Origin of the sequence: Laspinema olomoucense D3b (assembly GCF_025370785.1) — a bacterium.
Classification (GTDB): domain Bacteria; phylum Cyanobacteriota; class Cyanobacteriia; order Cyanobacteriales; family Laspinemataceae; genus Laspinema; species Laspinema olomoucense.
In genome coordinates this window covers 191,354-206,861 of sequence record NZ_JAMXFA010000008.1, presented here as the reverse complement: position 1 = coordinate 206,861, position 15,508 = coordinate 191,354, and the positions used below count along the sequence as shown (strand labels likewise).

The 15,508-nt window shown below is 45.6% G+C and carries 12 protein-coding genes; 5 read left to right on the top strand and 7 right to left on the bottom strand.

The window, feature by feature from the left end:
• Positions 1 to 7: 7 nt before the first annotated feature.
• Complete coding sequence (locus NG792_RS08545; RefSeq protein WP_261235193.1) at positions 8 to 733, bottom strand: hypothetical protein; 726 nt, start codon at positions 731 to 733, stop codon at positions 8 to 10.
• Positions 734 to 1,923: 1,190 nt separating this feature from the next.
• Between NG792_RS08545 and NG792_RS08540 the strand changes: the two genes are divergently transcribed.
• From NG792_RS08540 to NG792_RS08525, 4 genes are all read left to right on the top strand, one after another.
• The gene (locus NG792_RS08540) at positions 1,924 to 3,246 is read left to right on the top strand and encodes an IS4 family transposase (protein ID WP_261235192.1); all 1,323 of its coding nucleotides are present in this window, start codon (positions 1,924 to 1,926) and stop codon (positions 3,244 to 3,246) included.
• A 291-nt stretch (positions 3,247 to 3,537) separates the two neighbouring features.
• Positions 3,538 to 3,795 (top strand): type II toxin-antitoxin system Phd/YefM family antitoxin, encoded by a 258-nt coding sequence (locus NG792_RS08535; protein WP_261235191.1) that lies wholly within the window; start codon positions 3,538 to 3,540, stop codon positions 3,793 to 3,795.
• Positions 3,795 to 3,941 (top strand): PIN domain-containing protein, encoded by a 147-nt coding sequence (locus NG792_RS08530; RefSeq protein WP_261235190.1) that lies wholly within the window; start codon positions 3,795 to 3,797, stop codon positions 3,939 to 3,941. The genes NG792_RS08535 and NG792_RS08530 overlap by 1 nt, the downstream gene beginning before the upstream one ends.
• Before the next feature lie 71 nt (positions 3,942 to 4,012).
• Positions 4,013 to 4,201: a PIN domain-containing protein gene (locus NG792_RS08525; RefSeq protein ID WP_261235189.1), complete on the top strand. Its 189-nt coding sequence runs from the start codon at positions 4,013 to 4,015 to the stop codon at positions 4,199 to 4,201.
• Between the two features lie 264 nt (positions 4,202 to 4,465).
• Here the strand turns inward: NG792_RS08525 and NG792_RS08520 are convergent, their stop codons facing one another.
• Positions 4,466 to 5,155, bottom strand: coding sequence for an IS1 family transposase (locus NG792_RS08520; protein ID WP_261235188.1), 690 nt, complete (start codon positions 5,153 to 5,155; stop codon positions 4,466 to 4,468).
• Positions 5,156 to 5,603: 448 nt separating this feature from the next.
• Between NG792_RS08520 and NG792_RS08515 the strand changes: the two genes are divergently transcribed.
• The gene (locus NG792_RS08515) at positions 5,604 to 5,825 is read left to right on the top strand and encodes a hypothetical protein (RefSeq protein ID WP_261235187.1); all 222 of its coding nucleotides are present in this window, start codon (positions 5,604 to 5,606) and stop codon (positions 5,823 to 5,825) included.
• A 223-nt stretch (positions 5,826 to 6,048) separates the two neighbouring features.
• Here NG792_RS08515 and NG792_RS08510 read toward each other — a convergent pair whose 3' ends face one another.
• The 5 genes from NG792_RS08510 to drmC all read right to left on the bottom strand — a co-directional run bounded on the left by NG792_RS08510 (position 6,049) and on the right by drmC (position 15,505).
• Positions 6,049 to 9,279, bottom strand: a complete 3,231-nt coding sequence (locus NG792_RS08510) for an RNaseH domain-containing protein (RefSeq protein WP_261235186.1) — start codon at positions 9,277 to 9,279, stop codon at positions 6,049 to 6,051.
• 2 nt (positions 9,280 to 9,281) lie between these two features.
• Positions 9,282 to 12,743 (bottom strand): pPIWI_RE_Z domain-containing protein, encoded by a 3,462-nt coding sequence (locus NG792_RS08505; protein WP_261235185.1) that lies wholly within the window; start codon positions 12,741 to 12,743, stop codon positions 9,282 to 9,284.
• Positions 12,733 to 14,244: a restriction endonuclease-related protein gene (locus tag NG792_RS08500; RefSeq protein ID WP_261235184.1), complete on the bottom strand. Its 1,512-nt coding sequence runs from the start codon at positions 14,242 to 14,244 to the stop codon at positions 12,733 to 12,735. The genes NG792_RS08505 and NG792_RS08500 overlap by 11 nt, the downstream gene beginning before the upstream one ends.
• 213 nt (positions 14,245 to 14,457) lie before the next feature.
• A complete protein-coding gene (locus NG792_RS08495; protein WP_261235183.1) occupies positions 14,458 to 14,673 on the bottom strand; it encodes a hypothetical protein in 216 nt (71 codons plus the stop codon).
• 37 nt (positions 14,674 to 14,710) lie between these two features.
• Positions 14,711 to 15,505 carry a DISARM system phospholipase D-like protein DrmC gene (gene drmC / locus NG792_RS08490; RefSeq protein ID WP_261235182.1) on the bottom strand — a complete coding sequence of 265 codons (795 nt, stop codon included), beginning with the start codon at positions 15,503 to 15,505 and terminating at the stop codon, positions 14,711 to 14,713.
• Between the last annotated feature and the right edge of the window lie 3 nt (positions 15,506 to 15,508).

The following is a 15,508-nucleotide window of genomic DNA, read 5'->3' as shown; positions in this document are numbered from 1 at the left end:
TAGGGTTTCATGGTAGATTCAGATAGTTAAGATGAGTCAGTTCTTTTATGTATTGTACCTCATGAGTCCGTGAACGGTATAGCATAGTCTGTAATTTTTGGAGATGTCTATTAGGTAAATCTTTAGAGTTGATGGCAGTGTAGGGTGAGTATTTTCCTTGATAAGGTTTCAGGTCAATGTCGATTCCAGCAAATTTAGCCAATGCCCCAAGTGCAATACAGGCGCGTTTCCGGTGTCGGGAATCTGGTTCAGACTTGAGGATAGCCGCCAATATCGAATCTTTGGTCAGAGGTTGATGGCGATCGCTAAATAATTCCCAGGTTTTTCCATAGTCTTTGAAACTGGTTATTGTCTTGGGGGTCCTAGCGCGTTTGTTGAAATAGTCTTGCTCGAAGCGTTCCAACCAATCGGATATAGGGATAGAATCTGCTGCTGGTTCAGGTTCCAACCATTCATCCCAGTTAAATTGTTTACAAGCAATGAGACCTGAGATTCGCAGGGCTTCAGATTTAGCTCGTTTGAATCCAGCGGGATTGGCAAATATCCCTAGGGCCAGATATTGCTGATGATTTTTAGTTCGGCCACTGTTAGGTTTGGGGGGTAATGAGCCACGAAGACTGAGGCGATCGCCACGAAGACAAACGACTACTCCACATTTAGCTGCCTTTAGTTCAGCATTGACCTGGTTTAAGGTCCCCAACTGACTATCTTGTTCTGAGACTGGTTTTGGCATTGAAATAAATTTGAACTACTTTTTCCCGTTACATAGAGTAAGTTAACGCTACAACCCATATATGTCGAGTGACATTAAATAACCCCCATCCTTGTGGGATGGAGGCTGAAACGCTTATGGAGTAAATGGCTCAGGCGGGATTTGAACCTGCGACCTTGGGCTTATGAGGAGTAAGGCAACTACCTCAAACCCTTTCACATCAAGGCTTCTGATTGGTGAAAAAAAACTTTGACCTAAATTTGACCTAGTTGCGGCGATCGCTAGATTGATGACCAAATTTGAGAAAGTAGGCCCCCCCAATCGCGTTTATTTTCTTGAGCATAATTGACTGCGCGTTTTGCGCGTGTTTTGCGCGTGTTTCTTCTCCATCATCAATATTTTGTTATTGTTCCTGATTGTGTTATTGTTCCTGATTTTGTTATTGGGTAAGAGGAGGGTTGGGGAGGAGAGAGTAAAAGGGGCATCAGTGGAGTGTTTAAGAGCAAACCAATTTAGATGGGGGGTCAACTGCTGAAACCATTGCTGTAACAGAAAAAAAGTGCTTTAAAGCAAAACTGTGGGACTATGCGATGCTTGACTATGCGATAAGCCTGCGGCATGGCTAAGCGCTTACGCGCAGGCTGCGCCAACGCTTACCGCTAGGGGGTCATCCATTATCGGCTGATTGAAAATACAGCCATTCTCAGTCCCCGTTGCCTCGATTTGTGTAAAGCGTTACAGTTGATTGGCTCCCAGTTCTCCATAAAAGGGCGAGCGCCCTTTCCCACCCATGATACCAGTATTGAACGCCAGTTTCAAGGGAAAAGCGCTGGGGTCTTCTGGCTCCACAAGGGGATCGATTTCAGCGAGGATGATTTTGTCATAGCCTTGTTGGAATATTTGATGTTAGCAGGCAATGTCTTTTGAGAGTTGAGTGAATTCGCTGGACGAGATGGGAATTCTTGCCAAAATCGGCAGTTTTAGTCTTTGGGTTCATCTTTGAGGGCGGTTTGTTCGATGTTAGGGGGTAAACCGGCAGAAAATTGGCGCGACATCGAGGCTTGGTAAATCTTGAGGTGAGTTCTTGAGGGTGTTGAAGAAGGTTTCGGAGTTGGGGGTTGGTTTAGGGGCAGTGATGAGGGTAGAGTGATGGGTGACAACTTAAGGCTAGAGTGTAATTGTCAAGCTAGTTTCGACAGGAGTTTGATGGAATGAGTCGTCCTCGCAAAAACAACCCAGATCATACTCGCCGCCACAATATGCCAGCGCCGAGTAGCGAGGCGATTGAAGCCCACCTGAGTGACTTGTTGAGTCCTGTGGTTCACGAGCAATTGAAATACTATCGCCAGTTAGGGCTGCGCCAACGAATTTTGGGGCTGCCCCTAATGGTGGCAGCAGTGTTGAGCCTGTTATGGCGTCAAATTCCGAGCGTTCGAGAACTGGGACGGACTTTAGCGCGGGAAGACTTACTGTGGTGCCGAGCGGTGAAGGTATCACAACAAGCCCTTTCCAAGAGATTTTTAGAATTTCCGGCATCCATGTTTGAGCAGGTTCTGTGGGATCTGGTGGAGGAGTTAAAGCGACGTTGGACGAATCGTGTTGTTCGCCCGTTGCCTGCGAGCGTTGCTTGGACTTTTCAACGATTTGAACACATTTGGCTCGTCGATGGTTCGACCCTGGAAGCCCTGTTTCGCAAACTTAAAAGCTTACAAGAGCAACCCATAACTTTAGCTGGAAAAATCTACACGATAGTAGATATGGCGAGCCATTTGCCAGTGGCCATCCGCTTTGAAGAAAATCCTAATGCGGCAGATAGGAATCAATGGGAATGGTTACATTCAACTTTGCCCAAAGGGGGTTTATTGATTTTTGATCGGGGATTTTACGATTTTGCTGAATTTTCTGCCCTAGTTAAAGCTGGTAGCGCTTGGATTACCAGACTGAAGAAAGGTACCTATCAGGTCCAGAAAACTTTTAGCCAGAGTGCTAATCTGGTTGACCAATTAGTTCTACTCGGGCATAAAAGAGGAAAGGCGAAACAGATTACCGTGCGTCTAGTACAGGTGCGTCATGGTCCAAGCTGGCATAGCTATATTACTTCCGTGCTTGAGCCTGGGGACTTACCACCTTATGTGGTGGCTGACTTGTATTGTCGTCGTTGGGAAATTGAAACGGCCTTTTTTTTGATTAAACGATTGCTCAATCTGGCCTATATCTGGACAGGTTCTCTTAATGGCGTCAAGCTACAAATCTGGGCGACATGGCTGTTCTATGCGGTGTTGCTTGACCTGGCTGATGATGTGGCTGATTCTCTCGAATTACCCACCGAACGGATTTCTTTAGAGATGCTATTTCGTGGGTTTTATCATTTCACAGTTGCCTCGACGAGGGGCAATAATCAGTCATTGATTGAGTATTTTTGTGACCCTCTAAACCAGGATCTTGGCATTGTCAAAACTTTACGCAAAGCCAAGGGTTCTCAAAAGCTAGACCTCTCTCCTTTTCCCGGCTTGACTTTTGTCCCATCTTCTTAAGTTGTCACCCATCGGGTAGAGTTGGTTTTTTGCAGGAGGGTTTGGAGGCGATCAGTAACGGTACAGCGCAGGTCGGCGGATGAGGTGATTTGCGCTCTTGTAGATGGGTGGGCGATCGAGGTAGATTTGTTGGGGTTTGGTCATGGTATTATTTTGGCTTAATGGGGGTTGGGAAGTAATTGCAGTTCTATTGCGCTGGGTGGTGAGCATCTTGCCGATCGCCTGTGTGGCCCGGAGTTAGGATATAACTGGACTAGACCAGTGGTACAATTTTGCCCTAGAGGTTAATCGATGAATAAAGTTACTCTAGAAGAAGTTAGTCAAAATTTGATGAACTATCTTCAACGCGCCCAAGCTGGAGAAAGTTTTGTGATTTTTCAAGCTGACCAACCGATCGCCAAAATTAGTTCGGCTAAATCTGAAGAGGCAATAGAAGCTTTCGATACTTTTCGGGTCCAAATCCTTTCAGAAGGAATTGATTTAGATAGCGACGAAATCTTTGCAGATGTTCGCGATCGCACCCCGACTCCCGAACAATCTTGCTGGTGATGAGCGTAAAATTTCTCCTGGATACTAACATCATCTCGGAAAGTATGAAACTACAGCCGAGCGATATTTTTCTGGCGCGTTTTCGACAAAACCTAGAAGAATCTGCGGTAAGCGAAGCTATGCCGTTAGGCTTATCGCATCAGTAACATGGCATGAGCTTCTGTATGGGTTATACCGATTGCCGGAGTCTCGGCGAAAAAGGACTTTGTCTGATTACTTGACACAGATAATTCAGGACCAAACTCTCATCCTGCCGTACTGTCAAGCTGCCGCCGAATGGTTTGTGGCTGAACGGGCGAGACTGACTGCTTTGGGTCGAATGCACTCCGGATGGTGGTGCAAAGTCAGTACGCCTTCAGCTAGAGGGCGAGTGGGAAAAATCCTATTCAGACGAAGACTTGCTTGAGGCGCTTCAGGCCGAGCAACAGTCAGCTTGAGCTAGATTATTGAAGTGTAGAAAATTCTCCGCTGCTGATAAAAAGTCACTCGTCCTCGCAGCCGTGGCGGGTGGAGATGTGACTGTTGCTGGTAATAATTGCTCTATGCAATGAACCAGGGCACTCATGCTTCTCAGTGCCGGTAAGCACCAGCTATGCCGTAGGCAATCGCCTCCCAAAAAAAGGGCGTTGCACATTTATGGTATGATTACATTGGAAAGGGTTCAATTCCTTCAATTGGGGAGGGGTATAGTCCGATGTTTCAGGTAGTACAGAAGCAATCTGATAGAAATCGTTAACATTTCTACAGATTTTGAATAACATAAAGTTTTTCTCGCTAGGCGGGCTAGATAATGTCTTAATCGCGTGTTTTCTCCTTCTACCCGAGTCATGGAGGGCTTGCTAACTATATGGTCAAGTTCATCAATAAATTGAGGATAAACTGCATAGCCATCCGTTACATAGAAGAAACACTCCCAACCTCCAATAATTTTCCATAACGGTTTAAATGTTTCTTTGGATCTATCCCCGACCCCAAAAGCTAAAATACCGGGAAATCGTTTGTCTACAGCGGTCCAGACCCAGACTTTATGTTTTTTTTTACCCACATAAGTCTGTAACTCATCAACTTGGGAGACTTCAGGTATTTCTTCATAATCAGGGTCTGGTGGTAAACTCTGAGCCGCAGCTTTGACCCAATTGATAACCGTGTTATGACAAACTCCAGTTAGTCTTTCTATCCGTCGAAACCCATTCCCTTCAACATAGAGATGTAAGCAGTGTCGTTTAACTTCTTCGGGATAACCTGTTGGAGAATAGACCTCGATAAATTGACGACCACAATCCTTACATATATGGTTCTGTTTTCCTCTCTTCACGCCATTTTTACTGATATTGCTGGACTGACACTTAGGACAAATCATATTCTCTAGGGGTACGGACTACCTCTCTATCATACCATAAATGTGCAACGCCGCTTATGTTTCCCCGACCACTGTCTTGAAACCAATTCTATTTTTTGAGCGTAGAACTTATCGAGCATGGTGTCATCTAGGATGAGAACGCCCCTATTTGTGTCTACAAACGCCCGAGCTTCTTGCCATAGCTCTTCGGGACTTGGATCCATCCGATGCAGAAGACGGGTTATAGCATCATGAGCGGGGGGATCTGATACCTCTGGATGCACTCGCTCCGCTTCACTACAGCTATATGCCTTCTGCGTTCCAATGAGAAAGTTGATGTAGTCTATCCCTGTGTATTTTGGTGGATTCATTTTTCTGTTTTACTTCATTCTCTCTCCAACTGCGTAACTCCTGTGAATTGGCAAGTATTGCAATGGCATCTTGATAAAGTCGGTAGCGGTTTCGACGAATGCGATCGCCAACTGCTCAAATCAAGCAACGCTATGGCATCCAGAGAAAGTCGGTAGTCGATTTGTTCGGTGCGATCGCCAACCCCGTTTCTCTAGGTCCCTGCTTTATCTGTATCAGGCCCCACAAGCTCAATCCAGGAGAAAAGTTCTTTGTCAGAAGCGACCACCTGAATCAGACGCATCTGACTGGCTACATCAAAACAGATAACTGGCCTCAATAAGCTCTTTCCCCCACTCCTCCCCAGTGAGAAATATTGCTGAAATGATTGCGGCATAAGATGTTCCTGGGGTATTAGTTTTTGCTTGACCTGTAAGAACCGGATTCGAGATGAACTTCCGAGTGGTAAGTCTAATGGTAGAGGAAAGGGTGGCGATCGCTAAATAACAGGCCCCTCTTTCCTCTATTTCTAGAATACTGAATTTGAATGGATTAGTGAACTCCCATCATTCATGATCACTATCATCATCTTCTTCATCTTCGGGCTGATTATCCAGATTGTCGAGTGCAAATTCGCTGATATAATCTCGAACAACCCGCTCGAAGAAGAGGGGAGCGGGTAAGCTCGACCAGTCGTCATAGTGACCAAAACTATAGCGAAGAGATTCTACCAGTCCAGCAAGGCGATCGCAATCATCTTCGGATTGTTTTAGGGTAATAACAATCTCTAAGGGGTTGGGTGTAGGAAACTGTCCGGTAAAGGGTGGAGTGGTCCCAATTTGGCAAACTTCTGACCCAGCTTTCTTCTCAACTTTGCCTTCGGAAGCATCAGCATTTTTTACCGGCACATCGATTTCAGTTTCGCGATAGCAACTAAGACCTCGTTTACGTGTATGGATAGTGGTTTTGCCTACAGACAAATAGGCACTACAACCCGTTTCATTAGGCGCACTAAGCCGAAACAATCCGGTTTTACTGGATGCAGATGGGATTTGATAATTAGCTTTTAAAGTTTTCAATTCTTTTTTAGTTCGGGTGTCTTCTAGGGACGTTTCCACAAATGACCGCTCTTTTTTATCAATAATTCCCGGTGCGAGGTCTTGGCGAAGCCGAATCAGCCGTACCCCTTGCCACTCTTGCTCCATGTGTTGGTACAGAGGGCTTCGCGAGTAAGTTGTAAAATTAATATGGTGGGCATCAAGTTGGCGATCACTAAGCCAAGGCCAAAGCTGTACGCAGTTCGATGAATCAATCATTACCACAGGTTGATTTCCTTCGTCAACTGAAGTAGAGATAATTTCCTTGGTAAACTTCATAAAATGATTCTGCCTCGCTTCTTTGTTCGCCCCTAGTTTCACAGGGGAAATTTTAGAAATAAACGCGATTGCATCTGGAAACTTCCTCCAAGGCGTTGTTTCTAGATTACCGCCTTTTTCCCAAGCACAACAAAGTTCGCATTCGCCGGTTTCCACTTTAAGACGCACAGCAATTGGCAAAAATGTACTTTCTATCGAACCGCGAGTGCGACCTTTCTGCTTGCGAACAATGGTAATGCCAATAATTTCTTTCGGTCTTTGTGCGATTGGTGTAGCTTCTAGCCAGTGGTCAACTTTTTGTTTAACATCATCCAACCAACCCGAATGAGCATATAGCAAATCTTTGAGTGCTGATTGTCCTCGATGGAAAAAATTATCGAGTTTGAGGTTTTCTTTGTTTTTATTTGTTTTGATTGGTAGGATAAACTGTACGCAAGACCCGGCTAAGTCAGCTAAAGCTTGATGAGTTGAAGGTTTATTTACTCGGTCGTCGGGATTATACTTACCTTTTTTATTAGGGTCTGGGTAAAATTTGCGAGCCAACACAAGGCAAAACGTTCGCTGCTTGCGTAGAGCCAGTTGTTGGACGATTGGCTCCCATGCTTTTATGCGCTCGCGAGACCGCTCCTGCGCCTTTAAATTAGCACCGGGCAAGAGTGTGCGCGGCCCATGCGTATTAGCCGGTAAACGATTGGGCATCACTTCTATCGCACCATTCCAGAGAACCTGAACGATCGCCTCTAACAATTTCATCTCCCTTTGCAGCTCATCTTCATAAAAAATAATGAGCGAGGGTCGCTGGTTCGGGTAGAGCTTTCTGATGATTTTTTGGTTGGCCTCAATCATTTTTATCAGTTCTTGGAACTGTTTTTTAGTTTTGCCATTAAATTCAAGAGATTTTCTCTCCCCCATAATATCTGATAGATTGATGGAAAAATGTTTTTTGAGTAATTGATTTAATGGCTTTAATTGCTTATCATCCAAGTTTTCTATATAGCTAGAGGTAAAATCGCCATCGCCACTTTCTTCTAGATGTTCTAAGACAGCACTTACCAGAGTTGGCAAATTAATCATGCGGGAGACCGTTTTGTCTAGTTTTGATGGGTGACCTTTCTTGGATTTCCAATTAATTTCTGAGTACCTCTGGAAAGGTTCAAAGCCAAGGGGCTTCAAAAGGTTACTGATCGCCTCAAACGCTTCGAGTTTATCAATTTCGGGTACGCCTACCTTAATTCCATGTTTGCCTTCTTGCAATCCATTACGGTAAGTTAGCATCACTTTACAGGAATCAGTTGACGCTTTACCCAGGGCTATCTGCTCTGGGTTAATATCTTGCCCCTCAGTTGTTTTTAGGGGAAGGTGGAGTTTTCGGCGCAACACTTCAAAGTCTTTATCGATTTTCCAATGCCAAATTTTCTCTTTTCCCTGCTTTTCCGACTGACAAAGCACCTTATAGCTAAAGGCCCGATCACTATAGTTTTCAGAGAAAACAAAACCGCTAATATTTCCAAAATTAAAACGTGGGGGTTTTAAATTAGTAAACCAGCGACGTTTGGTCACATCAATTTTCAATAAAGGCTGGTGCAAAGATGGATAAGTGACTATTTCTAACTTCACCACCAAGCTAAACTCTCCGGCTTTCTGAGACAGGGCAATTGGCTTAGTAATCAGTTCGGCCATTCCCGTGGTGAAGCTACCATGAGCAGAAACAACCCGTTTCATTGGGCCTAAACCCTGAAAAATTTCGTTTCCGGCGATGGCACGAGCCACATAATCAACTAGCGCTCTATAATCATAACGATCTTCGTGATGAGTGGTTCCTGTTTGTTTAGACCAGTTCCAAGGGATAACTTGAGACTCCAACGGAGCGAGGCTTAAGAGGTTTTCTTCTTCATACAAATTGTTTAAGCGATCGACAACTTCTGAAGCGACCCCTTCTTGTTCAGCAAAAGGGTTAAAATAGCCGGTTAGCCACTCATTGAGGATTGGACGTAGAGCCTTGCGAATTGCTTCAAAGTTTCCTCCATTCAGGTAAGCAAATGGAATCGGGTCCTGTCCAAGTTTACCGTTTAAATCAAATAAATTTAAGCCTACATTCGATTGAATTCGACCTAAATCGTTCAGTCCGACTTCCAAAAACCCCCGCAGCGAAGCATAAGGCAGATTTTTTGCCGTGGTATTTCCTGAACAACCCGTTGCTTTTTGAATTTCTGCTAAAATTCCTAAAGCCTTCTTTGTCCAAGCTAAATTAAAACCTTCAACGATAACGGGTTTGAGGCAATCCGGTACGGTGAAAGCCAGGGGAATGATTTTTAGACTCGTAGGTTTACCCAGCGAAATATAAAGCGTATCTGATTGTAAAGTTGTTTGAGTCATTTCCTCATCCTCAACTTGAATATTATCAAAAATTTCGTCATTCATGGTTACATATCCAATAAATAGGAAAACTCATCAAAGCCATCTTCTTCGTCGGCAAAATCTACTGAATATCGCAAACTTGCTGGATACACTACGCCCTCAATACGGCGCAGAGGCTCCAGAAATGCACCATAAAGTTCTTGATAAATTTGGCGAGTCACTGGATCCGGATGGTTCACGCATTCTTCCAAAATGATTCGCATTTGCACGAGCAAACTATCCCGTCCCGAGTCCGGCTGGTTTTTAGTAGATTGGTAAGCCCAAGCCGAATCGACAAAATACACTTGTACCGGACATCCATTTCGCATACCTCGTCCAATGGTTTGCAAGATGCCAACCATCTGATTTGCGGCAAATGACTTAAATAAATCTTCTCCTAAGCGACTCGCCATTAAAGGTTCACGTAAGAGCCGACCCGCCGATGCCCAAATGTTTTTTCTTGATTGTTGCCAAGCCTTAGTTATATCAGAAAAGTCTTCAGATTCAGTAAAAACTTTACTGTCAAATTCTTGGGTTGCTCGTCCAGCTAAACTATATAAAAGCTGCATATCATCCGTTGTGGGATGGGGACGGGTGAGGAAATAAATCGTGCCAATAGCGGCATCAAGTTTTCTCGGCCCTTTGGTGAAAACAATATTCACGCCTCGACCGATTGCCAACATCGGAAAAATCAGAATATCGCAAGTTTCATCATCTCCTAAAGCCTCGCACTGAGCTGTTGTCACGAAATCACTGGCTTGTTCTCCACTCTTGAGCGAGCGAACGACTGCTTTCGTTCTTTTTCCAACTTCGGGATGGTAATCATTCAGATATTTTTTAAGGGTGCGGGCTTGTTCGTAGCTATTCACGATTAAAGCCGCTTTGCGATAAATGTCATGTTGTACGTCAAAGTTGCGAATCGCTTTATAAATTTCTGATTTTACCGTCCCTTTGCGAACCAAAAACTCGACCATTTTTTCTAAATTTCGATTCCGGAGTTCTCCTGCGCCACTATATTTGAGAGGTTCAGACCGATTTTCGCTATCAGGTATCCATTTGAAGTAATAAAAACTGCGTTTGGGGTCGTGTTCTGCTTGAGTGGGCTTCAGCAGGTAATCTGGGCCGGAATTAATGTGATAAGCGGGACTTGCTTCTAGGAAAGAGGTGGCGGAAGTCATTAAAGTTGCTGGCCCTATAGGTTGACTCTCTGCCTCAAATAAGCGATGAAAGCGGTGCATCAGCAACCGAGGCGCACCGACAAAAGTAATATACGACAGTTCTACATTCCGAGCCTGAATCCGAGTGGTCTGTGCTGATTTGAAACTATATTTAACCCCTGAAAAAGACCCCAAAATATTTTCGGGAATGATTTTTCGGAGTTCTTCGCTGGCAGTAGACTGGATAATAGGTTCTCGAATCAGTCCCTCAGCCACCATCGTTCGTGTTCTCGGTACGATTCGTTGGTAGCCTAAAATGACGAAGGTAATGCAAACGAGTAAAGTAATGACTTCATCGGCATTTGGGGGTGGCTTGATAGGTTGACTTGACCGGGAGCGATCGCAAAAGCAGAGAGTCAAAAACAAGTCAGCAATTTCTCGTACGATTTTATCGCGCCGTTCAATCAGGTTCTCTGCTAGGTATCGGCGGAAGTGATGAATCAGATGTTGCAATTTCTCCTCTAGGTCAGTCCGTGCTATGCCTAGGGTTCGAGCGCATAAATCGGCTTTCGGCCAATCTGGGGTTTCCATTCCAGTGCGATCGTAGAAAGCACGGTAGGCAGCAATTTCCCAAAATTCCCGTAAAGCCCGATTTTTGCTAAATCCTTGTTTGACTTCCTCTGAATCCAGGCGGTCGCGCCAAGAAAAATTTTTTTCTAGCCCATCTAATAAATCTCCAATAATTCTTGAAACCGTTAACATCTGGTCTTTGTAGCGATTTTGAATCCGCGAGGACGACAAATTTTGCACCGCCGTCACTAATGAAGTATTATGGTCTCCAAATTCTGACAAATCGCGACTATACAGTTCCACCTCACGGTCCAACAATCGATAGTTTTCCCCGCGAGCGAAGCGATTGTGAATTTGTTCTTGAATCACGGAATGAATAGAATTTTCTGCACCCGAAAGCTGCAAGGTAGCGGCTCCATAAGCATCCAAATTGGACTGGACCATATCGGCTTCATCAAAAACCACTACGTCAAAAGTGCGGGCAATCAATTCAAAATAGCGGATTTGTTCGCGGATTGCATGAGGTGGCACTTCAGTATCCATCGAGAAGACGTGACCCACCCAAATATCAGCATCGAGTAAATCACGGGGAGCTTTATTGCGACCACACATCGTCCAAACTGGACATAAGTAATTTTTCTGTTTTCCTTCTTTCCCTCGGCTTTGTAAAATTTCCTTGCAAGGTGCATAACCAAAACCCCACATAGAAGTATCCGCCGTTGAAAAAGCGGGGAGTACGCAATTTAGCCCAAAAACTTCTGCTTCTTCTAAAGTATAAGCAAATCCCCCGTTTCCTCCTGATGCTGCGTTTGCTGCAACCGTGCTAGATGCGATCGCCTCTGCAATATTATCTGCGTGTCGGCGACGAGTTTCGTCGCTTTGACCCACTAGCATTCCCACCTTAACTCCGTGAAATGCCAATTCTGCCATATACTGTCGGGCGACTTCAATCGATGGAAAGATGAACATGGCTTTATAACCCCGTCGGCCTAGCCACATCGCGATTAATACCAATATTGTGGTTTTACCGGCTCCCGGCAATCCAATCAGATGTTTGATTCCTTCTAAAGTGATTGCCTTTTCTTCCCGCAGCCCCTCCCCAATCTTAGGGACCATCAAAGCAAAATGTTGAAACCGCTTTTCCCAGTTTCCCCGTCTTTTTTCAGGATAATTTTCTTCGCGAGCATCCATCGATACGGCTAACTCGTGCAGTTCGGAAAGGGGAATCCGAATTTTCCCGGTCGGCACACGGTCCAGGGAATGGGTGCGACTTGGAGCCAGGGGCGCAGAGATTGGCCCAATGGGTAGCCTCAAAGCGGTTTTTTCTTCCCCTAAAGCAACAGTCATCAGTTGCCGAGGATTGGCAAAAGTGGCGCTGTACAGTTGTTGGGCTAGAGGCTGACTGAGAATTTTAACCGCTTTGGTAATTAAGGGGTCTTCTAGGGGGTCTGTGCGCTGGAACTGGAGCGTTTCTGAATCAATTTTATATGCTCCTTGAGATTGGTTACAGTAGTGAAAATTGTTATAGATGGCGATGGCTTGCTGGAGCGATTTTTGAGTGACATACTTTAACGACAACAGGCGCATATTAAAAATAGCTTGACGGGCTGAGGCAAAGGAGGGTGCATTCACAATGCTCGCCATGCCCGACAGGATTAGAGGCGCATCTTCTAACGAATCAACCTGAATGAATTTTTCCATAAACACACAAATCCAACAGATTCGGTCTACGCCCTTCCAAAAATCTGGCTTACTTCGCATAAGAAATCTCCTTCAACAGTTGAATCACTTTAGAGACGGGCATAATTTCTAGGGTGGCTTGGTCGTTTTTTTTGTCGAGTGTTGACTTCAAAGTAGAGAGGTAATCCCGATTATCCTGAATGAGTGCGTCGCTGATGGCGATAATGCGCCGGTGATAGTAAATCAGTCCGCCAATACTGCGATTTAAACGTAAAGCCAAAGAAACTGGGCTGGTATAAGATTTAGCGTCAATGCCAATGTTGTAATCCGTAATCGCGACATCGCAGCGATCTGATTCTGGATAGAGTTCGGCATCGAGTCCATTTTCTTGGGCTGCCTCAAAAATTGCTAACTCGTCAATGGCCGGTCCAGTCCAATAGGTTAAAATTTGGGGTTTGGCAATCAATAGTAGATCTTGGTTAGGATCTACCGCCTCAGAGACTTTGGCTTGTGAAGACTCATGACCCGGGCATAGGCGAATGGGGCATCGCCCCTGGGGGAATAGTTTTTTCTGGGGATGGGGTCGCATCAGAGTGCCACAGTGGGCGCAACGATGAGCGTGCCCTTCCATGAGCCAAATCTCTGGGACCCGATCAAAGAATGTATCAATAATCATTCCCTGTAAAGGGGTCAAATCGTGATCCACCAAGTAATCTAATAACTCTCGCTCCCCAATTAGCGATCGCGAACCTAATAGCGATCGCACAGCCGTATAAGCCTTATGTTGGCGACGCCCCTTTAATCGTTCCGTGGATTCTCGCAAACGCTGATGCAAGCGAGTTTCTATGACATTATCTTCCCCAAACGAGCCTCTTAGATTAGCAATTTCTACACAATCCGAGGTCGGGACTCGCAACTCTGCATCAATCAGGGTCATTCCCCGAAACCGAAAATCGGATTGCTGAAAAATCTTTAATGCCCAAGGCTCAGAGTCCAGAGGATACCGGGCACGATCTAAGACCAGATGAACGCAAGCAGCGCGGTCAGTTAACCCTTCTTCAATATACAGCCGTCCCAACTTGCACATAGCCCGATAAAGTTCTGGGGGCATACTGTCGTCTTGCCGGACTATTTCTCGGTTCAACACCCTTGTATATTGCCGCAAAATTCCCTGCGCCAAAAGTACCACCGCATCCTCAGCCAGGTCGAGATCCTTCGCGTGTCCAGTAGATAAGGGCAAACTGGTCGTTTGGACGGGTGACCAGGAAGGGTCTTGGCAATTCGCCTCCGCTATGATTTGCATCTCCAAAGTTCCGTCTGGGAATGAGGGCAAAACCTCAGCGATCGCCGCCAAAGTCCAGCCTCGCTTTTGAAGCAGTAAAACGGCTAATCCTTCCAAAATCTGGCGAAATCGGAATTCTTGCCCTTTCGGTTGAGATAAAAGCTGCTTTGCTCTCCACATCCGCACCGTTCGTAGGGCAGGAGGCTCCACAGATAGCCCCAGCAACTTTACCTGTTGTTTTAGTTCTTTTGTTAGGGCCTCAGCAGTCCCCTGCCATTGGCGAACTTCTTCAAAGTACATTCAGCTTTAAAATTTACACATTTATATGTTTACAGTAAATGATGTAAATTAAAATGTCAAGAGAAGCGCCGGTGATAGGTGCAACTTTTTGCAAGGTGGCAGACAGGGTTGGTTTTTAAGGACTGGTCCCTATTACGAGCGCTCGCAATCCAGAGGGCTGCTACAGGCAAAAGTAAAGAACTGATTTGAGATGCGATCGCCTCAACATCCGCCCTAACTCCCGGCATCCCTCACCATCCACAATTTGGGTTCAGTTTTGAGCATCCCATCCTGATGCCGATACTGCGGCTGCTGTCCGAGTTCTGGTAACTGGACGAATCTTAGCTTGAAGTAGAGGGCGATCGCCTCAGTTTTGCAAGCGCTGACCCGCAACAGCGTCAGTTTTTTGGGGATAATCCCGCTACCCCTGGCGTACCCACTTAGTTGCAATTCCCTGCCGCCGGTTTAGACTGGCTATATCACTCCTTCACGCTTTGACTAAATGGCCTTGATGAATCAAATTATCGAGCAAGTCTATTACTTGATGAGCTAGGGTCGGACTGTGAACTAAAACGCCCAATTCTAAATTTAAGGACAGGGCATATTCGGTTAGATTAGCGCTCGTAATAAATAGGTGCTGCCGATCGCAAATTACCGCTTTGATATGAAGAGAACCCGATCGACCTGCGGAGTCTTTAGGGCGTTTTTCTAGGGGCCACACAAAAACTTGAGCGCGGTGGAGAATTTCCGTTCCCAATGCTTCGGTTACTCCAAACGGAATTTTACCACCCCCTGATGTGGGAGTTTCTGCAATAATTCTCAGCTTCACCCCTCGATCTAGGGCTGATCCGATCGCCGCCGAAACTTCTGGGATTTTATAGACGGCAAAACTGACAATGGTTAACTCTTGCTGAGTCTGTTCGATTAACTGCAACAAAACGCGATCGGTACGGCGAACGGGTAAGGCCGAGATTTGCGGACCCGTCCAGACCAATTCTACATCTAGGGCTTGTCCCGTGGAAGCGATCGCCTGCCGCGCACTTTCCAAGGCTAATGCCAAACTCCGACTATCCCAGCGATCGCTCTCTTGTTGCCATGCTGCCAGTAAATCCCCGATAATTCGACGAAATTTAGAATTGGGAAACTGATTCAAGAGGCGATCGCTTTGTGCGGCATCGACCCCCCAACTCTCGCAACTGAGGCTGTCCACCAACGCATTTAAAGCCGCCGGTGGCAAAATAGAGGCCACGCGATAAATTTGCTCTGCCAGGGGAGTCGTCACGGC